This is a genomic window from Paenibacillus sp. FSL P4-0338 (assembly GCF_038002365.1).
Taxonomy (GTDB): domain Bacteria; phylum Bacillota; class Bacilli; order Paenibacillales; family Paenibacillaceae; genus Paenibacillus_AQ.
The window spans coordinates 164,690-190,558 of record NZ_JBBOCG010000002.1 but is presented as its reverse complement, the minus strand read 5'-3'; the positions used below and the strand labels follow the sequence as shown (position 1 = coordinate 190,558).

General features: G+C 50.6%; 19 protein-coding genes and 1 pseudogene. 11 read left to right on the top strand and 9 right to left on the bottom strand.

Features of this window, described 5'->3' with window-relative positions:
- Positions 1-1,476: an ABC transporter substrate-binding protein gene (locus MKZ07_RS24920; protein ID WP_341028303.1), complete on the bottom strand. Its 1,476-nt coding sequence runs from the start codon at positions 1,474-1,476 to the stop codon at positions 1-3.
- A gap of 79 nt (positions 1,477-1,555) precedes the next feature.
- On the opposite strand from MKZ07_RS24920, the gene MKZ07_RS24915 reads away from it, so the two are divergent.
- Entirely contained in the window at positions 1,556-3,448 is a 1,893-nt protein-coding gene (locus MKZ07_RS24915) for a sensor histidine kinase (protein WP_341028300.1), read from the top strand.
- Positions 3,423-5,039, top strand: a complete 1,617-nt coding sequence (locus tag MKZ07_RS24910; RefSeq protein ID WP_162174437.1) for a response regulator — start codon at positions 3,423-3,425, stop codon at positions 5,037-5,039. Before MKZ07_RS24915 ends, MKZ07_RS24910 begins: the two co-directional genes overlap by 26 nt.
- Positions 5,040-5,050: 11 nt before the next feature.
- Here the strand turns inward: MKZ07_RS24910 and MKZ07_RS24905 are convergent, their stop codons facing one another.
- Together MKZ07_RS24905 and MKZ07_RS24900 are read right to left on the bottom strand one after the other, a co-directional pair.
- A complete protein-coding gene (locus MKZ07_RS24905) occupies positions 5,051-5,779 on the bottom strand; it encodes a hypothetical protein (RefSeq protein ID WP_036691253.1) in 729 nt (242 codons plus the stop codon).
- 173 nt (positions 5,780-5,952) lie between these two features.
- Positions 5,953-7,653 (bottom strand): DUF4127 family protein, encoded by a 1,701-nt coding sequence (locus MKZ07_RS24900; protein ID WP_341028297.1) that lies wholly within the window; start codon positions 7,651-7,653, stop codon positions 5,953-5,955.
- A gap of 466 nt (positions 7,654-8,119) precedes the next feature.
- Here MKZ07_RS24900 and MKZ07_RS24895 point away from each other — a divergent pair, with 466 nt between their 5' ends.
- Positions 8,120-8,281 (top strand): hypothetical protein, encoded by a 162-nt coding sequence (locus MKZ07_RS24895; RefSeq protein WP_156949526.1) that lies wholly within the window; start codon positions 8,120-8,122, stop codon positions 8,279-8,281.
- A gap of 977 nt (positions 8,282-9,258) precedes the next feature.
- On the opposite strand, the gene MKZ07_RS24890 is transcribed toward MKZ07_RS24895, so the two are convergent.
- Positions 9,259-10,011, bottom strand: coding sequence for a geobacillin-26 family protein (locus MKZ07_RS24890; protein ID WP_036691256.1), 753 nt, complete (start codon positions 10,009-10,011; stop codon positions 9,259-9,261).
- Between the two features lie 611 nt (positions 10,012-10,622).
- Here MKZ07_RS24890 and MKZ07_RS24880 point away from each other — a divergent pair.
- Positions 10,623-11,556, top strand: a pseudogene (locus MKZ07_RS24880) (transposase).
- 125 nt (positions 11,557-11,681) lie between these two features.
- On the opposite strand, the gene MKZ07_RS24875 reads toward MKZ07_RS24880, so the two are convergent.
- Positions 11,682-12,164, bottom strand: coding sequence for a copper amine oxidase N-terminal domain-containing protein (locus tag MKZ07_RS24875; RefSeq protein WP_036691258.1), 483 nt, complete (start codon positions 12,162-12,164; stop codon positions 11,682-11,684).
- Positions 12,165-12,266: 102 nt separating this feature from the next.
- On the opposite strand from MKZ07_RS24875, the gene MKZ07_RS24870 reads away from it, so the two are divergent.
- Positions 12,267-12,665 (top strand): GNAT family N-acetyltransferase, encoded by a 399-nt coding sequence (locus tag MKZ07_RS24870; protein WP_036691260.1) that lies wholly within the window; start codon positions 12,267-12,269, stop codon positions 12,663-12,665.
- Here MKZ07_RS24870 and MKZ07_RS24865 read toward each other — a convergent pair whose 3' ends face one another.
- Both MKZ07_RS24865 and ald read right to left on the bottom strand, forming a co-directional pair.
- A complete protein-coding gene (locus MKZ07_RS24865) occupies positions 12,666-13,934 on the bottom strand; it encodes a PucR family transcriptional regulator (RefSeq protein WP_051493195.1) in 1,269 nt (422 codons plus the stop codon).
- 286 nt (positions 13,935-14,220) lie between these two features.
- The gene (gene ald, locus MKZ07_RS24860) at positions 14,221-15,354 is read right to left on the bottom strand and encodes an alanine dehydrogenase (protein WP_341028282.1); all 1,134 of its coding nucleotides are present in this window, start codon (positions 15,352-15,354) and stop codon (positions 14,221-14,223) included.
- Between the two features lie 310 nt (positions 15,355-15,664).
- Here ald and MKZ07_RS24855 point away from each other — a divergent pair, with 310 nt between their 5' ends.
- The 5 genes from MKZ07_RS24855 (at position 15,665) to MKZ07_RS24835 (ending at position 22,383) form a co-directional block, all read left to right on the top strand.
- Positions 15,665-16,984, top strand: coding sequence for an ABC transporter substrate-binding protein (locus tag MKZ07_RS24855; protein WP_235218337.1), 1,320 nt, complete (start codon positions 15,665-15,667; stop codon positions 16,982-16,984).
- A gap of 851 nt (positions 16,985-17,835) precedes the next feature.
- Positions 17,836-19,608, top strand: coding sequence for a sensor histidine kinase (locus tag MKZ07_RS24850; protein WP_341028278.1), 1,773 nt, complete (start codon positions 17,836-17,838; stop codon positions 19,606-19,608).
- Positions 19,609-19,635: 27 nt separating this feature from the next.
- Complete coding sequence (locus tag MKZ07_RS24845) at positions 19,636-20,427, top strand: response regulator (protein ID WP_036691265.1); 792 nt, start codon at positions 19,636-19,638, stop codon at positions 20,425-20,427.
- A 234-nt stretch (positions 20,428-20,661) separates the two neighbouring features.
- A complete protein-coding gene (locus MKZ07_RS24840) occupies positions 20,662-21,543 on the top strand; it encodes a carbohydrate ABC transporter permease (protein ID WP_036691267.1) in 882 nt (293 codons plus the stop codon).
- A 12-nt stretch (positions 21,544-21,555) separates the two neighbouring features.
- Positions 21,556-22,383 (top strand): carbohydrate ABC transporter permease, encoded by an 828-nt coding sequence (locus MKZ07_RS24835; RefSeq protein ID WP_036691269.1) that lies wholly within the window; start codon positions 21,556-21,558, stop codon positions 22,381-22,383.
- 190 nt (positions 22,384-22,573) lie between these two features.
- Here MKZ07_RS24835 and MKZ07_RS24830 read toward each other — a convergent pair whose 3' ends face one another.
- Positions 22,574-23,296, bottom strand: a complete 723-nt coding sequence (locus tag MKZ07_RS24830) for a class I SAM-dependent methyltransferase (protein WP_341028276.1) — start codon at positions 23,294-23,296, stop codon at positions 22,574-22,576.
- 254 nt (positions 23,297-23,550) lie between these two features.
- Between MKZ07_RS24830 and MKZ07_RS24825 the strand changes: the two genes are divergently transcribed.
- A complete protein-coding gene (locus MKZ07_RS24825) occupies positions 23,551-24,543 on the top strand; it encodes a hypothetical protein (RefSeq protein WP_341028273.1) in 993 nt (330 codons plus the stop codon).
- Here the strand turns inward: MKZ07_RS24825 and MKZ07_RS24820 are convergent.
- Positions 24,474-25,703, bottom strand: a complete 1,230-nt coding sequence (locus MKZ07_RS24820; RefSeq protein ID WP_036691273.1) for a Zn-dependent hydrolase — start codon at positions 25,701-25,703, stop codon at positions 24,474-24,476. The genes MKZ07_RS24825 and MKZ07_RS24820 overlap by 70 nt on opposite strands.
- Positions 25,704-25,869: the final 166 nt, after the last annotated feature.

Sequence of the window (25,869 nt, the reverse complement as noted above, 5' to 3'; positions counted from 1 at the left end):
CTATTCGCGTCCGCTGCTTGAACGGCTCTGCTGGCTCTCCCCCAATAACGGGGAACGGGGATCGAACTGCGGATAGATATACTCCTCACGCCGAAAAGAATATCCGGTAGCTGCAATATCCAGCATCTGATTCAGCCGCTCACTCTCGCTGCCCAGTCCCTGGTCCAGCGGAATGTCCCCCGCGATGATCCACAGGTACAGCTGCATTCTTGGACGGTCACCTGAATAACGCGGCTCCATCGACACCGTATTCGGGTCGTATTGGTCCATGATCTGCGGGGAGAGCGGGTAGATCGATTCTGCTGCGGTGGGATAGAATTCCCTGAAGTGGCGCAGCCCGCGTGAAGCGCCCGGCTGATCCATAATCCCGTCTGTCACCGGGAGGGCGAGCGCCTGCTGGTACAGCATGCCCAGGAACTCCTTCGATTGAAGAAAACGCCAGACCTTCACCGCAGCCTCCCGGCTCTGCGCTGCACTATTCACCACCAGCGGAGCGTGGGGGACCATCATCAGGGCCCCGGCCCCGCGCCGTGACAGGTCCGCGGCCGGAGGGAGCGCTACTCCCCAATCATCCTTAGGCATATACTCCTGCAGCTTGACATAATCTTTGCTGGTAACATACATCATGCCAATATTGCCGTCCGCGAATTGCCGGAGCGCGCTGCTCAGCTTCAGCAGAGTCTCCCCCGGATAGAGGCTGCCCTGCTGCTTCATCTCCCGCACCATCTGCAGCCAGGGAGCATACACACTCAGGTCATAACGGCCCGACCGGTAATCATAAAGATAATAACCGCTGTAGGTATTCGATAGCTCCAGCCCAGCCTGGAGACTGGCCCTGCTATCCCCGGCGGGCAACGCGAAGCCGTATTTGTTCACCGGTGCTCCGGCCCGGCTGATCTGCAGGGCCGCCTGTTCCAGTGCAGCGAAGGTAAGCGGAGGCTGCTCCGGGTCAAGTCCCGCACTCCGGAACAATTGCTTATTGTAGATGAGGCGCACGGTATCAATACTGGAGGGCATGAAGTAGATTCCGCCCTTGAACAACGAGCCGGTGGCATACTGCCTGGCCCATACCGGGAACCGCAGCAGCCAGCCGGCATCCAGCTCCGCTGACAGATTAGTGAGATACCCCTTGTTGACATAAGTGGCCAGCCAGGCGTTATCGACACTGAACACATCCGGCCCCTGCCCGGAGGTCATCAGCATATTCAAGGTATCGTCGTAGGCGTCTGTTGCAAGGTTCATGGGCACAATCTCAATCTGATCGGGATTCGTTTTATTGTAATGGCTGATGGCATTCTTCACTTCCAGATTCTCCGTCCAGTCAGACAGGGCGACCCTCACCCTGGTGGTCTGCTCCGCTGGTACGGCCTCCTCTTCCGGGGTGAGGTCCGGCAGCAGCGGGCGGTTATAACCAAGAGTGTAAATAGCCAGCCCGCAGCCTAAGACGGCAATAAAATAGAACAATAACCTTTTCACACCGCACCTCCTGCGTTGACATCCTGACTTCACGCGTTTTACAATGTATACCAATTATTACCCAGGAAGGAGGACTCCGATGAAGAAATATTACGATTCGTTGTCGAAGGCACTCTTCCTCTATAACTTCAGCATCCGCAGCCGCCTGATTCTCTACTTCCTCTTCCTCGTTCTTCTCCCGACTACGATCATCTCGGTCACCATCTATAACAAATCCGCCGGGATCATTACCCGGAATATGAATACATCGATTGAGAATAACTTCAATCTGGTTCAAGATAATCTGGCCCGCCGGTTCGAAGCCGCCAATCAAGCCATGACTGCGCTGTACCTGAATTCTGAATTCGCGGACCTCATCTCCTCCAACCGGCCAACAGACAGTACCGGAATCATTAATGAACTGGCCGCCCTTAGCAAAATCCTTGAGGATTTCCCCGCGAACGGGACCTCCGGCAACAGCTTCGTTCCTATGCTCTATATGCTGAACCGGCCGGAATATACCCAATATAATTTCTCGCGCCGTGTATTCAATATCGATCTTATCACCTTGAAGCCCTGGTATTTAAGCATTCCGGCCAAAGCAGATTTTGCCGTGGTCGGCCTTAGCTCGCTGGATTCCCGGTTCACCCTCAAATTCGCGAAGCGCCTGTTCGGTATCCGGCATGCACAACTGCCCTATGTCGGGCTGCTCACCCTAGATATCCCGGCGGCCGAATTCGGCACGCTCCTGGAGCATTATAAGCCCACGCCCGGCAGTAAGGTCTATATCGCAGACAAGTCCGGAACCATCGCTATCAGCCCCGAGCCGTCACTCATCGGCCAGAATATCGCGGCCCAGGATTATTACAGCAAGCTTAGCTTGACTACAGACTCTACTGACAGCACCGGTAACCCGTCCTCTCCAGACGACCCATCCGCTCTGCATTCCTTCCGCCACTCCATCGGCAGTGAGGAGATGCTCGTCTCGTACAAGACCCTGGAGAACACCGGCTGGACCATCCTGTCCTTCTCACCTGTCCGCGAGCTTAACGGGGAGCTGATCTCCTTCCGCCGGGTGATGTACATCGTAATTGTCATCTGCATGCTAGTCTCCTTCCTGATGGCGCTGCTGCTGTCCGAGAATATCTCCGCACCGATCCGCAAATTCATCCAGTCGATGTCGCATGCCGAGAGCGGGAACTTCAATATCCCCATCCGCTACCGGCGCAAGGACGAATTCTCCTATTTATTCAACCGCTACAATAAGCTGCTCCAGCAGATTAAGGCGCTGATCGACAAGCTCTACGTCACCGAGCTGCGCAAAAAGGAAGCCGAGCTGCAAATGCTCCAGGCCCAGATCAATCCGCATTTTCTCTACAACACCCTGGACTCCATTAACTGGATTGCCATTAACCACGATATTCCCGAGATCAGCAGCATGGTCACCTCACTCTCGGACTTCTTCAGATACAGTCTAAGTAAGGGACGCAATATTATCCCGCTCCGCGATGAGCTGCGGCAGGTCGAGAGCTATCTGCAGATTCAGCAGTTCCGGTTCCAGGACCGGCTTCACTATGAGCTGGAGGAGACAGACCGGGCTCTGGCAGAGGAATGTCTGGTGGTGAAGCTCAGTCTTCAGCCGCTGGTGGAGAATGCCCTGATTCACGGGATTCAGCAGCGGCGGGGTACAGGCACGATCCGTATCCGGGTAGAGCAGACGCAGGAGCTGCTTAGTATCTCCGTGTTCGACGATGGAATAGGCGCAGATCCCGCACGGCTGAATCAGCTGCTGGAAGACCCGCAGCCGGGCAACCAGTCTTACGGCATCCGCAATGTGCATATGCGGATCCGGCAGTTTTTTGGAGAGTCCTACGGCATCCGTTATTACGACAATACCGAAGACGGCTGCGGTCTGCTGGCTGTCATCCGGTTCCCGGTGGTCACTACTTGGAATGAGGTGAATGAAGATGTTAACGATGATCGTAGCGGATGACGAGCCGTTTATCCGCAGCAGTCTGATCCGTGTGTTCGATTGGCAGGAAGAGTTCGGGATAGAGATTATCGGGGAAGCCTCGGACGGGCTGGAAGCCTACGAATTATGCCTGAAGCTCCGGCCGGACATCCTGTTCACCGACATTATGATGCCGCTAATGGGAGGCCTGGAGGTAGCAGAGAAGCTGCGGGAGGCAGGCTGCCGGACCCGGATTATTATTATCAGCGGTGCCCAGGACTTCTCCTACGCCCGGGAAGCGCTGAAGATCCATGCAGAGGGATATATTCTGAAGCCTGTCAAGCTGCCCGAGATCCGCAGTGTCTTCCGCCAGGCTGTGGCCAAGCTGACAGAGGAACGCGGGCAGCAGCTGGATATGGAGCAGCTTAAGCAGCAGCTTCAAGACAATATGCCGCTGCTGCGGGAGAAATTCCTCCAGAATCTGATCGCCGGCCTCTACCGCAAGGAGGAGGAGATCTGGCAGAAGATACAGTACTTCGCACTGCCCTTCCAGCAGGGGACGCTTCTCAGCGTCTGTGTGCTCCAGCTGGATGAATACCGGAGCGCGGTGGATAAATACTCGGAGGAGCACAAGCAGCTGCTTTATTTTTCCATCCAGAATATCATTCAGGAGAGCCTGGACAGCTACCCCTGCGCCATCAGCTTCGTGGCTAGCGAGAACGAGTTCATCCTGGTGTTCTGCACCCCGCAGACGCCTCCGTCCCACTCCATCTCCGGGACCTGCGGGCAGATTATCGCCAACATTCAGAAGTATCTGCGGCTGGACGCCTCCGTCGGCATCGGGCGGGCTTGTCCGCTGGCGGGCCAGCTTGAGGATTCCTATAAGGATGCGCTGGCCGCGCTGGTGTACAAATTCTATACCGGGCCTGCCTCCGTCCTCTACATCAAGGATATCCAACCCGACACGGAGAAGCTGCAGAGCACCTTTATCTATAAACTCCAGGCCCGGCTGATGAATGAATTGAAGGCAGGACATACGGACACCGTCACCCGGCTGATGGAGCAGCTCTTTGGCGGACTGGCCGGGCACAAGCATAGAATTGAATATGTGCAGAGCCTCTGCGCAGAGATGATTTTCACCTCCGCCAGAGCTCTATATGAGATTGATGAAGATATCGGGCAGGTGCTGAGCGACCGGATTAGCATCATGGATAAGCTGTATCAGCAGACCACCATCACCGGCCTTAAGGCGTATATGCTGTCGCTCCTGCATGATTTAAGCGCTTATGTGGCAGGCAAGAATACCTCCAGGAACAGCCGGATCGTCAGCAGCATCCGTACCATCATTCAGGAGGGATACGCCTCAGAGCTGTCCGTGTCCAGGATTGCCGAGGACGTATTTCTGACACCTAACTACATCAGTCTGCTATTCAAGAAGGAGACCGGGAGAACCATTACCGACTATATCACCCAGATCCGCATAGGCAAGGCGAAGGAGCTGCTGCTGACCACGGACCTGAAGGTCATGGAGATCTCGGAGCGGGTCGGCTATGAGAATCCCCATTATTTCAGTACAGTTTTCAAAAAAAACACCGGCCTGCACCCGCTCAAATTCCGTTCGGCCAAGGGTTAGGCCGCCGCCCTCTAGCGGATAATATAGGATTTCGTACCTATTCTGGAGTAGATGGCGGTTTTTGCATTCACTTTGCTGGAGGCCGGCAGGCCCTGGCGCGCGTTGCCCAGTGAAGCAATATAGTCAAAGTCCGGGTGAAGCCCCTCATCCGCCAGATAGGCCGAGGTCCGGCTGCCCGGCACCCGCTCCCTGTTGAGCGAGGTTATCATCTGCGCGGCACTCTTGATCCCGAGTCCGTGTCCGTAGTAACTGTCCCTGGACAACATAATGGCGTTCTCCCCCTGCCATTCCGGCTTAGCCGGATCATGGTCGGGATTCTTGAAATAGACTACATCGCCCGGCTGCAGCTCGGCCTGGTTGAACGTGGTAATCAGCTTCAGATTGCTGTCATAGCTCCAGTCCCACAGGTACAGGCCGGTGAAATTACGGTTGAAGGCCGCCTCCCCAATCATGTTGATGGTTGCTTTATATAGAATCATCACCATCGCCATAGCACATTCAAAGGCATACAGCTGTCCATTCACAAAAATATCATTGATCGCTGCCGAAGGGGTGACATTTGCATTCAGTTCAAATCCCCCACCTCCTGTACGAGTCCAATACCTCGGATTGCAGCGGGAATTCTGGAAGGTTGAGAAATCCGTCCCTCCTGCATCCATTGCCCGGGCTGCCGCAATAATCTCCCCCCGCATTCTACTCTCAAAGGCCATATCCACAGGAGCCGCGTATCCATACCCCATTCTGCTTCCCCCTTTCGTCTTCTTGTCATGAAATATAGGTTATTGTACGTGTCGGGCCTCCTATTGGTGCGTAGGAGATGAATTCAGCAACGAATCCCCCTACAACATATATGCTTACAACAAAACAGCCCCCCGTAATCTATCCACGGAGAGCTGCCGATCAGAAACACCTATTAATCTAAGGTGACATGAGGATTCAAAGTAATCTCAAAGGCGCGGCCCCAAATATAATCGGGATCATCGTATCGAAGTACGGCACTGGTATATTCCGAGAAGACCCAACTGCCCCCGTTAATCTGCCGGATACTGCACGCCGGCTCAGCACTGCCAATCAGGAAGGCGGTCGTCCCGGCAAGCGTGTCTGTGTGTGTCTGCATCCGCTCTCTCAGCAGAGCCTGAAGATGAGCGTAGTCCTCCGGGCTATTGAACAACAGCATATTCTGATCTGTAAACGTTGCAACATTCTCATAGAGCGAATGGGCTCTGGAGTACATCCGGATTTCGCCAATCGCCAGCCTTTTGTAGAAGTAGTCCTTCAGGAAGCGCTTGAACAGCAGTGAGCCGTGAGCGTTAACCGCAAGGTCCAGCGCTGCTGCGCCGGTCTCTGTAACGACCCAAGCATACCGGGCCTGGGCCATGCCCAGTGCGAGGCCGATTTTGTTCCCTGGCGTATTCCAGCCGCTATACCCAAATAGCGCGCCAGTACGCCTGCTGCCCAGCAAAGCCTCAGTTATACTTGCATCTGCTGCACCTGCGCCGACACAGTCAATCACTACCGACGGGACAAGGCGGGAATAGTTATCTTCGATCCGGTTAACCGCAGCCAGTGCCTGATCCGCAGCGGTAATTGCGATAATCTCCACCTCACGGGCATCACCTACCGCCTCTCCCCCCACAATATCCAGATGGCGCAGGATGTTCTGATGCACATTCATATATTCATACGGACTCGTAAGGGTAGAGCCATGAGGTCCGAAATATTCAACAGTGTATCTGGTGGTGGCCCCGTTCCGGTAGAGCTGATTCGCCATCCGTGCCAGTAAGGACTGTCCCAGTCCGTCTGCATCAGGGAGAATGACGGCCCGGTCCGGATTTTGACCCTGAGTCCCGCCCAGCCATTCATTAATGCCTGCTTCCATATAGTGAATCTCGTTAATCTGCACGCCCTGAGTGTTGGCGTCATCTACACCGACTGCAAGGAAATCAATAGAGCCCTCCTGCGCCAGCACCTCCAGAATATAGCGGTTCGTCTTGAACTTATGCGCTCTGGTATTGTAATACTGCTCTTTATCAAAAGTAGCCGTATCTCCATATGCGCCAGTCTGGGACAGGTTATATCCGCTGAGAATATCGTCGAACTGCGCGAAGCTTCTGCGCGGCTGAAGCATGAAATTACGGGACTCGGTATAGGCCGCCAAATCCAGCCCTTCCGCAAAAGAGGTGGTGGCCAGCCTCATAATCGTATCCATTACATACACTGGCTTGTCCGGGTAAGCTTGCTTCACTTCACGGATGACTTCCAGCAGTTCTGTAATTGCAGCATCATAAGCGGGATAAGCACCCCCTGCATCCGTACGCAGACGGCGACTGCCAATCAGCCCCCCATAGGCCAGCATGTCCGCCGACAGGATGAAGCCATCCACTGAAGCCACATGATCCCGAATAAATTTCCGGATCTTGGCCGTGTCTCCATAAGCCGGTGAACCTGTGGTCAGCAGGGTTGTGCCCGATGCTGTCTTTTGCGAATCCAGGCGGTTCTTAAGGTCCGTTACATCCGGTGTGATCACATGAATCCCCGCCGACTTCCCTAGCACAATCACATCATCCAAATTGACAGGCCGATCATCGAGCGGTACATATAGCACTTTCTTCATTTACATCACACTCCTCTAGTTAGCAGATAGGCGCTGAACAGATGCCCTCACTATATAAGGTGATTTACACAGATGGATTACAACCAGAACGATAAATTTTTTTTGCCGTGGTTCGTAAAAAGGAATTTACATTGACTCTAGTATTTAGAGCGATAAAATATAGGAACATTCGTTCTTATTATAATAGATGAATATATTATGTTCACTGGTGGAGATTATTCTGATAAACAGTTATTTGTATATAGTCTGGGTAATAATGACTTTGTAAGAACCAATCATTTTCGTTCGCTATTGGCTTCGTTTTATAGCCAGATTGTGATTAAAAAATATGGCGGGGCATGATTTATTAACTACTCAGCTCCATTATCATAAGCACTTCGAAGAGTTTGCAGATTCCTTTGTTTTCCGACTTACCAAAATGAAGGACAAGCGAAAATAGACGCTTGGTTACAGGAAGGTGATATAGATGAGTGAGACGGAGAAACGTAGAGGCAGACAAGAAGAATATACGGATGAGCAGCTTGACGATTTCCTAATCGAGTTTACTACTAAGAATCCAACCAAAAATCTAAATCTTTCACAACTTGAAAAGCAATTCTATCCAAATAGAAATGGGTGGTTCTGGTGAGAAGAACTACATTATATTGAAAGATGTCGTAAAATTAGTTGAAAAAATTGAAATAATCAAAAGGCAATGATTCGTGATTTTAAATATATCAAGAAGTCTCTATGAGCTTTTATGAAAAGGCTAAAGAGATGGAAGAAAGAGCTAAGAAGTACAGCCAAGAAATAGCGCAACTGAAAGAATAATTAAGGATTGCTAAAAAGGACGTTGAGTATTACAAAGACCAGTATCTAAGCGTTACGATTCGTTCAGCAAATATAGCTAGTCGGCAGGAGGAGGGCTTAAAGGATGTTTTAGGAGTGGACACAAGAAGTAAAGAGAGTTTAGATAAAGTGATTTTATTAGATTTTGGAAAAAATTTTCTGCACTTTTTGAGGGGGATGAATAATACAATAGCATCTGCTTCCTATAGTAACTTTAAAATATTTAACCAGCTAATCTAGAATAAAAATAGTGAATCTCCTCTGTATTATGAGAAATGAAATAACTATTCAATGCAATATGAAGCAATACTACAGAGAAAAAAATAATCAAAAAGAGAGGAGAGGCTTTTTTTGCACTGAAAAATATAAATATAAAAATAATAAGTGAGATAACGATTGCACTTAAAAGAGAGACTTGACGAACCAATAGCTCATTTAAATTTTTAATAAACCCGTTGAGATAGATGGTATTGTTATTATCTTGTAGGACAGTAAGTGAACGAGCAGGGGAGGTAAGCGTGTAGTAGCCCGTATCCAGGTGACTGTAAGAATATCTATTAAATATATCTCTTGAACGTTCATTATTGAGATTACCATTAAACAGTACCGAATAAATTAGAGCGAAAAACATAAATATAACAAGTAGAACTGCAGTAAAGATTCGTTTTGATTTGAACACATAAATCACCACTTTTGAATTTTGATTTTTTTGAGATGAGGTGGAAGCAGTACATCCACCTCACCCATATTAACTCATTATGTTAGCTAAAGTATTACTTAAACACGCTCAAAAAAATAATTGGCATCATTTGCAGATTGTTTAGCATCCCAGAACAAATATGCTACTGTGATTGAACCGCCTATTGCTGTAACGAGTGATACAATAGCTCCAACACCAGTAGCAGCAGCAGCTCCTGCGGCGATTGTAGTTGCAAGGGCAGTGCCGCCTACAGCAACAGCTTCCACCTGCTTCTTATTAACATTATTTACAGCTAGTCTATAGCTCTCTAGAGTAGAAGCGTTACTGGAATTTTCTTCGATGTCACGCTTTGCTCCTCTGTCACACTCTAATGTCCACGAATAACTTGTTGGAAGTGTGAATTTATGTACAAAATACTTTATGTCCCAAAATGTTGTGATTTTATAAGAGATTAAGCCTTCATAGATACCACGTGCGGCAGCATTTCCAATATTATTAGACTGTTCTTCCAAAGCATTCAAATCTAAAGTGAACGAATTCACTACATTCTGGCTATTACCCTTTTTGAATGTACTCTCTTCTGTGTTGGCAAGACTTATTTCTTCTGTGGTCACAGAATTATTTACTTTATCATACACAGTGATGTAGGTCATACTATCGTTCGTTACTTGTACTTTTTTTATGGTGGTGGAATCTTCAAGAATATCAATAGTAAATTCCTGTCCGTTATAATTAACTTTTGATTGGTTCTCGGCTGCGTGGGCTTCTGCACCAAAAAATGAAATTAGCAGAGATAGGCTTAACACCAAAGATAAGAATTTCTTGAACATAAGTAACCTCCAGATACATTTTTTTTAATGGAAATTCTGTTGATCTGTAAAATTTAGGGATTAATAAAAATATTCTCCTTCCTTGTGTATTTTAAGAGAAAATATTACACTAATACCATAACACGGAATATTTAAACTAGTAAAGTTAAATTATGTAAAAAATAAGAGTTTTCATGCATATTTATTGTAAATTATTAATGATTTTACATGGGGAATCCGGTTCAAAATGGCTGGATTTTCTCTTTTTAATAGAAAAATATTAAAAAATGCAGAAATAAAAAATTGGAATAAGTATATGATGTAAATGGGGGATTTTATTGATTAGGACGAGATTGACCTAGAGTGAGAAGTGTTTTACTCAGGTTTTGGACCGCCATGAAGGTGATTATACGGAGGAACGTCAAAGATACTCTAAATGAAACAAAGATTTTAGAGCGTTCTCCAAATGGTGGCGAGTTAATCTTGGAGTGATAAGTATAATACATGAGCATTTTGCATTAATTTAAGCCCTTGTTACACAAGGGTTTTTCAAGCATAAAAAAGGACTTCACCCCAACTTGGAGAAGTTTTTTGGTAACGACACCAAAACACTCAAGAGGAGGAAGTCCCCTTTGTATATTCTCCAAGAAAGTCTATTTTCCTTTGAGGAGCTTCAAAAAATTGAATCGAAAGAGAGATTGCCCATTTTTTTCAGTGGACTGGATCTACGGCCTTGTGGCTCAGTGTCAAGAAGCAGGAATCCTGGGCGGAACTCATGTTGCCATCGACAGCGCAGCTATTTACGCCTACGAGAAAAAAGAACCTAAGCGAAAAAGCGAACTCACCGGCAATGCCAACTGGGGAGTTAAACTCGATACATTTGGCAACAAAGTCAAGTGATTTGGCTATAAGCTGCATCTGGCCGTCGACACGAAGAGTGAACTTCCGATTGCCCTTAAGGTTACACCCGCTCACGTGAATGATGGCGATGAGGGACCTCCACTCATGAAGCGAACCGTCGAACGATTCAAACCTCGTTTTTTCATGCTGGATGCAGGATATGACCAACTGAAAAACTACGAAACGGCCCGCAGCCTCAAGGCTCAAGCAATTATTCCCATGGATCCGCGGAACGAAAAGGAACCTCCAGCAGGCATGACAAGCAAAGGGACACCTTGCTGTTCAACGGGGTTTCCTATGACGTATTGGGGACAGGAAAAGGAATGTTTGAAGTTTCGTTGTCCACACGCTACGGGGAAAGTGTATTGTCCTTTAGGCATGACGACTTGCTCCACTTCCAATTATGGAATGGTGGTTAAGGTCAGCACGCAGAAAGACCTTCGCCGCTATGCGATGCCGCACCGGGAAAGTCGGGGCTGGAAGGAACTGTACAACACGCGAACCAGTGTAGAACGCTACAATTCTCGAATGAAGACCTATCCAACCGCAGACCAATTACATGTTTGGGGCATCCAAAAAGTTACGACTCACCAATATTTGAATGCCATTGTGCTGCTTGCTTCTGCGCTCGCTGTATCAAGACAAAGAGGCGTAACTGCTGCTTAAAATGTAGCCTTTCCTCAAATTCTGCCCGTCTGTCCATTTTTGCTCTTCTTTTCTCAAAACCTTAATTTAACATGCAGTAAAAAGCCTGCCCAGTTGAACGGCAGACTCTCTACATGCATTCAGTATTATTCAGAAAAATTAATATACACGGAGGCATCATCAGCCGTTTTATTCCAAGTAACCTGTGCGCCAAGTGCTTCAGAGATAAATCTTAAATTCACAAAGAATATATTACTATCAGGTTCTAGAGAAGGAGCTTGAGTTAATACCACTTTATTTCCGTTCACAACCCCATCATATGAATTATTTGTTAACTGAATGATAATATCATCTTTGGTCGCAGTAACTGTTTTGGTCGCGTTATTCCATTCTACTGTCATTCCATAGGCCTCGAATATAGGCCGCATAGGAACAAGCGTTGTCCCAAGAGTTGTAACATTAGCGTAGATATCCAATTTTTCATTATTGATAAAAACACTTGGATGTTCTCTGGAAGATTTGACACTAGCTACACTACCAGCGGGAGCTGCTGAAGCAAATATACTATTCACTCCAATGCTCATTGAGATCGCTGTGACACTGAGAAATACGCTCACTATTTTTCTCATAAAAACCTCCACTTAGTTATAGACGATGCAAGAGTATCCTTTATCCATTTTTGCTCATTTATAGCTTAGAATAATAAAAATGAATGTAAAAGGAGAGTCATTATGGCATTAGAATTTAAGGTCAACGAAAAATTACTGCCTGAACAAATGGCTGAGGTGTTTAGATTATCGGGCCTAAAGCGGCCTCACAGCGATTTAGACCGTATGGGGAAAATGATTGATCAGGCCGATGTCCTAATTAGCTGCTGGGATGGCGGCCGGGTAGTCGGAGTAGCACGGGCCATTACGGACTATTGTTACTGCTGTTATCTATCAGATTTAGCTGTGATTCAGGATTATCAGAAGAAAAATATAGGTAAGAGCCTGATAGAACTGCTTCAGCAGACCTTAGGAGATCAAGTATCCATCGTGCTTTTGTCTTCCGAGCAAGCTTTAACGTTCTATCCTCAGGTCGGCTTTGAACAGGCGAATAACGCTTTTCGGATTGCCCGAAAACTTTAGCTACTCTTTGGAACCCTCAGCCTCCTGGAACCATAGATTTACCTGTGCGGTCTCCTCGGTCAGAAGATCCAGATAGATGGAGGTGCGGTAATCGGTCTCCTTGAGGCTCCGGCCTGTAATCTCGGCGATCCGGTTCAGGCGGTACATTAAGGTATTGGTATGAATATGCAGAAAAGCGGCCGATTCCTTCAGATTCCCGTTCAGCGACAGATATACGGCGAGAGTCTTCAGGAAATCACTCTTATGCTCACGGTCATGCTCTTTCAGAGGGTAGAGCAGCGCGCTCCGGCGGGGACGGTTCCGTTTCTGTTCCAGAATAGCCGGAAGGTAGGCCCAGAACCCGATTTCTTCATAGAGCAGCAGCTCACGGGTATGATAAGGCAGCCGCTTCTTCATCTCCAGAATCTGCAGCGCTTCGCGGTACGCTTCGGCGGCCGAAGTATATTCGCGGTATTCAGGACTGCAGCCTGCCGTAAGCCTGCCGCCTTCGCTCTGGCCCAGCTCCCCTAGCAGCTTGTGCAGGAACGAAGACAGACGCCCCGTCCCTTCTACCGGAAATATAAAGGAGAACAGAATAATCAGCCGGTTCTGCTCGGCAGTCTGAAAGAGCAGCCGCTGCCCGCTATAGGTATCCATCACCCTGCGGAATTTCTGCAAAAAATGCTCATCCACCGGCCTGCTGCTCTCCAGCACCCCGATATAATATCGCTCCGGCAGCAGAATCGTCCCCGCCTCTGCCTCCTGGCGAATTCGCAGTTCACTCTCATAATGCGAGGTCAGCAGCTTCCAAAAGAAATCCTCGAACGTCTTCTCCTGCCTCGTCTTCCAGCCGCGCTGCTTCAGCAGATAACGTCCGGCAATCCCGGCAGCCTTCTCCACGATACGCTCCGCATGCCCTTCGGTAAGATTCCCACCGTCCACTACCCAGATATAGCCGAGAATCTCCTGCTGGTGCCGGATGCACATGGCAAGTCTGGGACCCAGACCGACCTCCATCACGGCGGGGATACGGATCGGATGGCCGGTATTCTCCAGATTGTGCATCACACCCTTTTTGCGAAGGCCAATGATCACGGTATTCGGTACTCTTTTGCCGATAATGGTGGAGATTCGTGCGGCATCGCTCTCAAACTGATGGGAGCTGTAGCCAATCACATGATGATTGCTGTCCTCAATCGTAACCTGCGCCTGAAGCGATTCACTAAGGGTATCCGCCAGGGATTCCATGCTGTCAAAAAAACGGTCAAATGATGGCTCTGCTTCTGTCAATGTTCCCACCTCAACCCCAAAGAATAGCCGAAGCTTATATAAGTGATTACATTATATTACAGCGCCTGGCAGTTGCCTATAGGGAGATGCAAAAAATGTGGAGGAAACCTGACATGGTATGAAGAATGTGTTCACTTTTCGATTACATTTAGCCCACTCCAACATAAAAAGCCCGGTGATCGCTCACCGGACTGCAATAGGCGTAGACGTACTCTTTCCTGCCTACTTTTCTATCCCCTGACTTGTCTATTACAATACCCCTCTAGCCGACTTTTTTCTCTACAAATTAGATCAGCGTGAACTCTTGCTCTACAGCAGCTTCAACCGTGAAGTACTCTTCCCCAAGAGCTTCGGCTACGGCCCGGCAGGTGATTTTGCCGTTGGCTACGTTGACGCCGCTTTTCAACCCGGCATTGTCTTCGATAGCCTGAAATACGCCTTTGTTGGCAATTTGCAGAGCATATGGAACGGTGACGTTGGTTAGGGCGATGGTCGAGGTTTTGGCGACTGCGCCCGGCATATTGGCGACCGAATAGTGCAGGACCCCATGCTTCTCGAATACAGGGTTGTCGTGCGTGGTCACCCGGTCAATCGTCTCCACAATCCCGCCCTGGTCAATCGCCACATCGACAATGACGGAGCCCGGCTTCATCGTCTGCACCATCGCTTCCGTTACGAGCTTAGGCGCCTTCGCGCCTGGAATCAGCACTGCCCCTACCAGCAGATCCGCTTCAGCAACGGCCTTAGCAATATTGTACGGATTGGAGATCAGGGTACTGATCTGGGCACCGAAAATATCGTCGAGCTGACGGAGCCGGTCTGCGCTCAAATCGATAATGGTCACCTCAGCGCCAAGGCCGATGGCCATCTTAGCGGCATTGGTACCGACCACCCCGCCGCCGATGATGCTGACCTTGCCGCGGCTTACGCCGGGAACACCGGAGAGCAGGATGCCCTGTCCGCCGTAGTTCTTTTGCAGGAATTGTGCACCGAGCTGTACAGCCATACGCCCAGCTACCTCGCTCATCGGGGTAAGCAGCGGCAAGGTACGTCCATCCACTACGGTCTCATAGCCGATGGCGAATACGCCTTTGTCTTTGAGGGCGGCAGCCAGGGCCGGCTCTGGAGCCAGATGCAGATAAGTGAAGAGGATAAGCCCCGGGCGGAAGTAGCCGTATTCACTGCTCAGCGGTTCTTTCACTTTCATTACCATTTCAGCAGCAGCCCATACTGCGGCAGCTTCAGCAACCAATTCCGCACCAGCTATGGCATAATCTTCATCAAGAAATCCACTGCCAGCACCCGCTCCGGCCTCAACAAGCACCTTATGACCTTCTGCGCTCAGACTCACCACACCCGCAGGGGGAATCGCTACGCGGTTTTCGTTGTTTTTGATTTCTTTCGGTACGCCAATAATCATCGTTCATCGCTCCTGTCAGGTAGGGTTCTCTTATGTAAAGAATCATAACATATGATCTTCAGCTGCATTTTGGGTAAAAAGAAAAACATGATCTGACATGATTGTGTTTTTACACAATGGGCTTAGGATGCCTCAGCGGCTCCCGGAATAGAACGTTTCCCTGCACTATAGCCCGCCCTTGCCATAACCCGGGGAGAGAATGTAAAGTTATGTTCCATATTCTCCTGTTTTTTGTTCCTTCTGACGCTTCCGGCCATCTGCTATTCTTGAGTTGCAAGCCTATACAGTACACTCAGGGAGGTTGTCGCTTTTGAACAAGAGCCGTGTTATTGCCGGAATCACTTCACTAGTTCTGATCATGGGCCTGGCCGCAGGCTGCGGGAACAGCAGCAATTCATCTTCAGCGGACAATGGGAGCTCTGCTACAGGTAAGAATACAGCGGTTACGCTCAAAATGTGGGGCGGTGTCCCGCCGGAATCCGGTCCGCAGCAGGTGGTGGACAACTGGAACAAGGAGCACCCCGATATTCAGGTGGAATATGTACGCTATGTTAATGATGATGACGGCAATCTGAAGCTGGACACGGCGATGATTACCGGCCAGGATGTGGATTTGTTCGTGAACTATACGATCTCCCATGCCGCCAAGCGGGTAGAATCGGGACTGGCCCTGGACCTCAGCGGCTTCACCGATTACAACATTGAAGAGAAGATGGGCGCGGACACCGCGAGCTGGAAAATTGACGGCAAGTTCTACGGTGTTCCGACGACCAAGAGCCCGTTCTTCATCGCCCTGAACAAGGACGAACTGGATAAGGCAGGCCTGCCCGTTCCGAAGGAATGGACCTGGAATGAGCTGCGCGAGTATGCGAAGAAGCTGAAGAGCGGCAATTCCTACGGTTTTATTCAAAATATGGAGCCCTTCGTGGACCCCATCGACTCCGTGCTCTCTCAGGAGGGCTACACCAAGCCGGACGGCACCTCCAATCTCGACCATCCGCTGGTCAGACAATGGCTTGAGACGCTGAACGGGATGATGCAGGACGATAAGACCACACCGCCGCTCGGCGAGCAATTAACTTCCAAGATGCCGGTGGAGCAGGTGTTCCTCAGCGGAGAGGTGCCGATGCTCAATATCGGGGCGTGGCTGCTGCGCAGCTCGAATAACTTCACTGACTTCCCGCGTGATTTCAAAATCGCCTTCGCTCCGGTACCCCGGCTCACTGAATCCGCCAGTGATTACGTGACCCGCGGGGGCCTCGGCGATTACATCTCTATTAACGCCAAGTCCAAGAAGCAGGAAGCGGCCTGGGAGTTCCTGAAGTGGTATTCCGATGGCGGCATGTCCCCGATGGCAGCGGGAGGAAGACTCCCGGCCTCCAAGGATGCCAAGCAGGAAGATGCACTCAAGAGCCTCATCGGCGACAAAAGTGACTCCTACGATCTGGACTCCCTGATGTACGTCATGTTCGACAATAAGACGCCAACCTATGTCCGCAGCCTGCCGCAAGAGGTAATGGACCTGCGCTCACAGGAGTATGAGAAGTATTTCCTCGGCTCGCAGTCGCTCGATCAGACTGTGCAGGCCATGGCAGCGCGGCATAACGGGTATTTGAAGCAGAAGAAGTAGCGTGAGGGGCGCAGACAGAGAAGAAACAGAGAGATATCATGCATCGTACAGGAGGCTTGCCATGGGAATCATGGCGCCTCTCTTTCTTTTATCTGAACCTATCAGGAACAGGCTAGGCCTTGAATGAATGCGGCAAGCTCCAGCCGCGTTCTTGCGGACTGGAATGCGCTTATTTGGGCGAATCGCGCTGTTCTGGAGGCCACGCGGACTCAGAGGCGCTTAACTACCGTTTCCCCCTTCATTTCCGGTTACCTGGAGGGATATAACGGCCTCTGAGGCCGCCGATCCGTCAGTCTGTCGGCCCCAAGATCCGCCGATCCGTTGGTCCATCAATCCGTCGATCCATCAGTCCGTCGGTCCACAAATCTAGGCGGCACATGCGTCCGGGAACCCTAATTACCGCGCACACTGGCAGATCGTTTATAATTGGGGGGAGGGACTATCTTTACAGAGGAGTGATGGAATGCTCAAAAGCTTCAAACCCTTTGACAGGACAATCATTATAGGCGGATTAGTCTCGGCGGGAGTCATTTTCCTGGCTGGCGTGTTTCTTCTGCTTGCGCTGAAGTACAACATCATTCGTTTAAACTGACATCCATCTTATGCCCCTGCATACTCCATGGGGTTCCTTGACAAGGCGGGGCGGATAACTATCCGATCCGTCTTTCTTGTCCCGCTGTCAAGCAGCCCGAATAGAACAAAACTATGCATTTCTGGCCTCCTCCCGTACCCGCTGGAACAAATCCATGCAATTTGAAATATCGCCAATCCGGCGGAGGGATTATGCTATAATCTAGCATATCAACCGTCCCGAACCGGGCAGGTTCAGTCAGGCTTGGAGGTGCTTCCCTGTGTCACAGCTGCTGCGTGTGCTGATTCCCCAGAAGTTGAAATACCGCCTGTTCACCGCGTTCGTGTGCCTGATTCTGCTGCCGTTCGGCGCACTGAATATCTATAACTATCAGCGTATTGAGACGCTGGTCCAGAAGAAAATCAGCCAGCAGAGCCACTATCAGCTGGAGCAGATGTACCGCACGCTGGAGGACCAGATCAGTATTGCCTTCAAAACGCTGCTGTTCCTGAAGCAGGATGACACTGTGAAGTCCGTACTGCTCCATCCCGGACAGCGTAATGAGCTGGAGAACAAGCGGCTGATGGAGAATATTTTCAAGAATCTGAACAACAGCTTCTTCCTGTATAATCCTTCGGTCTACTTCATGATTCTGGACTTATCTGAAAGCGCATACACCTCTTACCAGCCTAAGGATTCACTGGTCTATTCGGATCTGCGGGGAAATCCGGGGTTCGACAGAGGGCAGATGAATAACAGCTCCTATCACTGGGTGCCTAATGATACCAACTACGTGCTGCGTGATGTCTCGACCAGCGCCTACCTTCTCTCCTTATACGCCTATCTGGAGGATGCCCGGAACCAGCCGTATGGCATGGCCCGGATCAGCATTGATTATACGTACTGGCTGCGCTCCATTCACAAGCAGTCCGATCTGGAGCAGCAATATTTCCTGATTACCCGCTCGGGCGAGGATATCTCCCAGTCGGTTCCGGGCAGCCAGCTATCCGAGAAGGTGAAGGCAGGCTTTGCCGGGCAGCCGGGACAGCAGTATTTTATCGACAAGGACGCGAACGCCCTGATTAATTATATCTATGTGGAGTCGCTGGACTGGTATATCGTCAACCGGATTCCGTTGTCTGTGCTGTTCGTGGAGATCGAGGGGCTGAAGCAGCAGTACTTCATTACGTTCCTAGTGCTGACGAGCATCTTCCTGATGATGACCTTCGTGATTGCTACGACGATTACGCGGCCCTTGTCCCATCTGCAGAACAAGATGAAGGCGGCGGTGCAGAAAAGCCTGAAGATCCGCCTCCCGGAGCACAAATTCAGCGGCGAGATCCTTGAGCTGACCCGGACCTTCAATACGATGCTTGACGACACCCACCTGCTGATCCAGAAGCTGAAGGCGGAGGAGCGGCAGAAGGAGGCGGTGCATTTTCAGATGCTGCTGGCCCAGACGAATCCCCACTTCCTGCTGAACACGCTGAATACGATCAAATGGATCGCCATCCGTGAGCATAACGAGGATATTACGAACATGACACTGTCGCTCGGCAAGCTGCTGGAGGCCAGCCTGAATACCGATAAGGATCTGATCCATCTCAAGGATGAAATTGAGCTTGTTGAGGCCTATGTCCATATTCAGCAGGTCCGTTACGCCCACAAATTCGACTGTACTTTCACGTATGACGAGGACATTCTCTATGCTCTGGTGCCGAAGCTCAGCCTTCAGCCGCTGGTGGAGAACGCCATTATCCACGGAATCAGCAGGCTGCCGGGCCACGGCCTCATTGAGCTGAACGTCCGCCGCGAAGAGCACAGGCTGATTGTCGAGATCCGGGACAACGGCGTAGGCATGGAGCAGGGCGGGGGCCCCAAGGCTCCGCGCAAGCGTCCGGGCATCGGACTGAGTAACATTCAGGAGCGGCTGCGGCTGTTGTTCCGGGAAGAGGGGCAGCTTGAAGTTCTCTCAACCAGCGAAGGCGTTACGGTCCGCTTAACGCTCCCGCTGCTAATGTCCACACCTTACGGCAACGAACATCCGGCTTGAAGCGCATAACTAAGGGAGGGATTACACATGTGGAAGGTACTGCTGGTGGAGGATGAGGTATTTGTACGGGAAAGCGTGCGTGAGATTATCGCCTGGGAAGAGCTTGGCTTCACGGTCAGCGGAGAAGCGGGCAACGGGGCTGAGGCGCTGGAGATGATCCGCGAAGATGTACCCGATCTGGTGATTTCGGATATCGTCATGCCGGAGATGGATGGCGTCGAGCTGCTGCGCAGAACCCGTGAGGAGGGGTATGGTTCCCGCTTCGTCATGCTGACCTGCATGAATGACTTCGAGAATGTGCGGCAGGCCATGGAATACGGGGCGTCCAATTATATTCTGAAGCTGTCGATGAGCGTGAATTCACTCCGGGACACACTGCGCAAGATCAGCGGCGAGCTGGAGAAGAACCGCAAGGCAGAGCCGGATGTGCTTAAGGAGTCTCCCCCGCCCCCGCCGGCCCATGAGGAGATTACGAGCCACCCGGAGATCCAGAAGATCCTTCACTATCTGCACGAACACTACGCTGAGGATATTACCGTGAAGTCGATGTCGCAGTATGTCATGATGGCCGAGAATTATGTCAGTACCCTGTTCAAAAAGAAAACCGGCCGCACCCTCATCCACTATCTGCACCGTGTACGGGTAGATCAGGCGATCCGGCTCCTGACCGGCTCCGACCTGCCGGTCTATGAGATCGGCAACCGGGTCGGCTTCGTGAGCGATAACTACTTCATCAAGATTTTCAAGCGCCTGACCGCACAGACGCCCAGCCAATACCGGCATCAACAACGGGAGAAGCCGGATAGCTTAAGCCTGTAGCCTGCCTTTCAGATTACGATCATAGTATCGCTCCAGCGGCATTCCTTCAAGGGAATGCCGCTTTTCTTGCTGGGCGGAACCTGGATAGAACATAACTAAGAACGAAGCGCCTGCTGCCGCTTGTGTAATTGTATATTTCTGTGCCATGAAGTGGGGGGTTTTGTTCCTTAACCCTCACGGGAACGCTTGCTATGCTTGTAATGTACTTATTAAGACCTAAGGAGTGGGGCTATTGTGAAAGCAACCTGGATGCGACGTCAGCAGCTGCTGGGCTATCTGTTTATCGGGCCCAATATGATTGGCGTGATACTGTTTTTTATCATACCGGCTATGTATTCGTTCTATCTCATGTTTACAGACTACAAGTTTATGAGTCCTAATACCAAGTTCATCGGGCTGGCCAATATCCGGCGGATGCTGGGGGATGAGGTCTTCTATATTGCCATTAAGAACACGCTGCTGTTCCTGCTCTCTGTTCCGGTGTCGATTGGGCTGGCGTTCCTGGTGGCTGCCATCCTGAACCGTTCCGTCTATCTCAAAAAGCTGCTCCGCGCCCTGTACTTCATGCCCTACATTACCAGCGGCGTAGCCGTAGCCTTCGTCTGGATGCTGCTGTTCCACCCGAATAACGGGCCGATTAACGGCATTCTCCGCTCTATGGGCATCGAGAACCCTCCCGGCTGGCTGTCCACGATGGACACGTCCATGTATGCGATTGATATCATCTGGATCTGGTTCATGCTCGGCTATAACATGATTATCTACCTCGCCGCCTTGCAGGAGGTGTCGGGCGAGCTGCTGGAGGCAGCCACCATCGACGGTGCCCGCACGTGGCAGACGGTCCGCAGCATCCTGTGGCCGCTGGTGAGTCCCACTACTTTTCTGCTGCTGATTACCGGGCTGATCATGTCGATTAAGCAGTTCGGCATCATCCAGGCGATTACGCAGGGCGGCCCCGGGAACAGCACCACCGTATTATCCCTGTTCATTTATCAGAATGCCTTCCGCTATTACGAGATGGGCTATGCCTCAGCAGTCTCCTGGGCCCTGTTCCTGATCATTCTGATCTTCACCGTTGTTCAATGGCTGGGCCAGAAACGCTGGGTTCACTACTAAGGAGCTGAGAATATGAATAAAGCCGCCGCTATCAAAATCATCACCACATTAATCATGCTGTTCTTCAGCATCGTCATGATTGTACCCTTCCTCTGGATGATCAGCACCTCCTTCAAAACACCGTCAGAGGTATTCCGCTATCCGATCCAGTGGATTCCGGACCACTTCAACTGGAGTCATCATGTCAAAGTCTGGTCCGGCCAGGGCAGCTTCGTACCTTATTATTTGAATTCCCTTAAGGTCGCTGTGCTGAGTACCATCGGTGCCGTCTCCCTGTCCGCCTTGGCAGCCTATGGGTTTGCCAGAATTGAGTTCAAGGGGCGTAACACAATGTTCCTGGTCTACCTGTCCATGATGATGGTTCCTCCGCAGGTGCTGTTCGTGCCGAAGTTCATCATGTTCGACTGGGCCGGCATCTATAACACTCACTGGGCGCTCATTCTGCCAGGTATGTTCACCATCTTCGGCGTGTTCATGATGCGGCAGTTCTTCCTCTCCGTACCCCATGAAATCTCCGAGGCCGCCTTCATCGACGGCGCAGGCCATTTCCGCATCTTCTCGCGGATTATCCTGCCGATGGCCAAGCCATCGCTGGCGACCCTGGCGATTATTGATTTCTCCTGGCACTGGAACGATTATGAGAACGCGCTCGTCTTCCTGATCGACCAGGATCTGTTCACCGTTCCGCTCGGGCTGCAGAACTTCATCCTGGAGAACAATGTCGATTACAACGGCATGATGGCCGCAGCAACCGCCGGGATCATCCCGATGATTCTCGTCTTCCTGCTCGGCCAGAAATACATTATTGAAGGAGTGGCCAGCTCAGCGGTGAAGGGGTGACAACTGATTGTATTTCCTGCAATAGAAAACGCATAGCTGACCGTAAAATATGATTCTATTGTATTTCATACAGTGGAATGTTGTGATTTGGCTGAAAAATGGCCTTTTTTCAATATTCAATTGTACGGAATACAATAGAATCGATTTCGGAGCCTTTTTTACAGCATTCTGTTGTACAAAGTGCAATTACCTATCGTTCCTCCGCCTTCACAGCCACCCAGCCGTCAATCAGATAAGCGCCGAAAAACCGGGATACGGCCTTGAACCCAGCCGCCAGCAGCAACTCCTCCACTTCTGCGGCGGGGAGCGGATGGGAGGTTACTCCGAAAGAGTGCTCAAAGGTCTTCCACTGTTCTTCCGGTATCCCGTTCCCGAGCATATGCAGCCGCCAGCCTGCCATCTGTATCTGCCATTCGGGAGAGCCCGGCCCCCCGCAGATGGCAGACAGACAGAGCGGCGCACCCGGCTGAAGCCGCGCGGCAATGCTGCGAAGGAGCGCCAGCTTGTTCGTCCTCCCTTGCAAGAAATGCAACACCAGCATACAGGTTGCGGCATCATACGCTCTAGTGCAGTTCCATGTACTGGTCTCCGTATGATGCAGCTCCACTCTATCCAGCAGACCCGCGACCCCCAGCCGCTGCTGTGCAGCCTGGAGCATACGCTGCGAGGTATCCAGGCCGCTGAAGCTCCAAGCCGGATGGTTCAGGCCCAGCTTTAGTATCTCCTGGCCCCCGCCTGCTCCTACAACCAGTAACCTTGGCTTCTCCCGCTTGTCCAGCCGCGCTGTTAACAGCGTATCCATCAAGTCATACTGGAGCTGGTAGCCGGGGATTTTGCGGCTGATGCTCTGAATATACTGATCCCCGTCGGCCTGTTCCCAAGGACTGGCTGCCTTGCTCATGCTGTCTCTCATTTCATCCCCTCCGGTGTGATAATCGGTACATGACCCCAACAGGTCATGTACCGATTATCAAGGCCGGGCCCCGGAACCGCCATCCCACATAGCTGGGATCTATAGAACGGGCCGCTCATACCAGTACCCCGGACTCCCCCGTTCCAGCCGCATCAGCGCCTCCAGATAACAGAAAACAAATCTCATCGACAGCTGCTCATACTAAAATGTATAATACTCCCAACGTTTCAAAATAACATCGGGAGGTAAATATTATGAAAAAAATATTACTTGATGAGTTTTTGAGATTAAGAAAACTAATTCACCGTAATGCCAGACCGCTTGAATTTACAAAGTGGAAGTATTTATTTGAAAACGGGAGCTGCGAGGAATTCCTTTCAGTTCTGTCCAGTTACCAAAATGAGGATGGCGGTTTTGGTTACAACATCGAGTGCAACAATTGGAACCCTAATTCTTCTCCCTATACAATATGTATAGCGTTGGATTATTTGGACACGGCAGATGATTCTGTTAGCAGTATAAGAGATACAATTATTATGGGTATCATCAACTACCTTGATTCCGGTACATATTTGTTGGATGACGGCTGGGTGGGGATGCAAGGAATCCCTAGCAACAATGATTTCGCACATTTGCCATGGTTTCATTTCGACCCAAAGAAAGCCACGGAAGCTGATATTGGAGTAACAAAGAGACTTTCAGACTTTATACTTAAATATGCAGACGAAAACAGTGATATCTACCACAAAGCAGTGACTTTAAAAGACAAGTACAAGCTGTGTGGTCAAATCCTACTCAACGGCGTCCCCGATTATGACCCGGTATCGTTGGAAATGAAATCATTTGACCCTGTAACATGGCCGTTTTGGTTACCATTGCCCGTGTACTTTATGGGTTCGCCAAAAAGCAACCACTATCCAGAACTTAAACATGTTGCAGATATAAATCTGGATACAATTATTGACATACTGCTCAATACCACAGAAATTCAAATGGCAACTGATGAAGAATTAACCACATTTGAACATAATAACCCGTATCCGGATGGCAAACAATGGTGTGTCGCTGAACAAGCCATCGGTAATTATTATTGGGGTACTCATCATATTACCTCTGATTTGGATATCTTGAGGAAGTTTGATCGATTGGATTTCGACCTGCCTATCCAATCCCCCGCTCAGTCACGAGACAACACCGACAGCACCGTCTCCAGCACCACATTCACGCCCATCTCACAATCCTCATAGGAGGTGAGCTCTTCCTCGCAATGGCTTTTCCCGTTCACGCTTGGGACAAAGATCATCGCCGACGGCAGGAACCCGGCCACGAACTGGGCATCATGCCCCGCACCGCTCGCCAGCTTCCGGCTGCTGTAACCGAGCTTCTGCGCAGCCTGCTCCACTAGCGCACAGATCCCCGGATCAAACCATACCGTGTCGCGGCCCCACAGCTTCGTCTTCGACACGCTGCAATCCAACAGCTCCTCCGGCAGGCCGTGAATGACCGCCTCGACCTCCCGGACCACATCCATGTCCTTATGTCTCGCTTCCACGGTGAAGATTACCTTGTTCGGAATCACGGTATGGATGTTCGGCAGCACATTTATCCGTCCCATCGTATAGACCAGCTCAGGGTCCAGCACGGACAGCTTGCGGCGCAGCTCCGCAATAATATCCGTAGCGGCAAAAAGCGCATCCCGGCGCATATCCATCGGCGTAGTTCCGGCATGATCCGATTCCCCGGTCACTTCAATCTCATAGCAGGCCATGCCCACGACACAGTCAACAAGGCCGATCTTAACGTTCTCCTTCTCCAGCACAGGGCCCTGCTCGATATGCAGCTCCAGATAAGCCGCCGCTTCCCTGATCCGGTTCTCTGCATCGCCGGCATAGCCGCTGGCCTCCAGCGCCTCGCCGAAGCTGACGCCCTCCGCGTCCTTCTTCCCCAGCATGGCTGCCTTATCGAACTTGCCGGATAAGACGCCTGAGGCCATCATGGACGGCTCGAAGCGGGCACCTTCCTCATTGGTGAAGTTCATCACCGTGACAGGCAGCCGGGGCTTAATCCCGTGATCTACCAGGGTTCTCACGACCTCAAGGCCGGCAATCACCCCCAGTACACCGTCGAATCTGCCGCCCTTCTTCACGGTATCCAGATGTGAGCCCATCACTATCGGGGGGCCCGCTTCACTGCCAGCCAGAGTGGCATACATATTGCCCATATCATCCACCTTCACGGTCATGCCCAGCTCTTCGCAGCAGGCGGTGAAATAGCCGCGCACCCGCACATCCTGCTCCGACAGCGATAGCCGGGTAACTCCGTTATGGTCTGTCCGCCCGAAATCGGCAAAGGCCTCAATGGTATTCTTCAGCCGCTCACCGTTCACCAATAGTTGCTTCACCTGCATCGGCTTATTCCCCCCCGTTTCCGCTGATATGGAATCATTGCTATCCTTCTATGTTAACGAATTCCACCTGTTTGTCATTGTACATACTGTAAAAATTATAGGCTGGAGAATTTCCGTTATTTGCTGGCACCTGCGGGGAAGTCTGTTAGAATATGAGACATCAGGA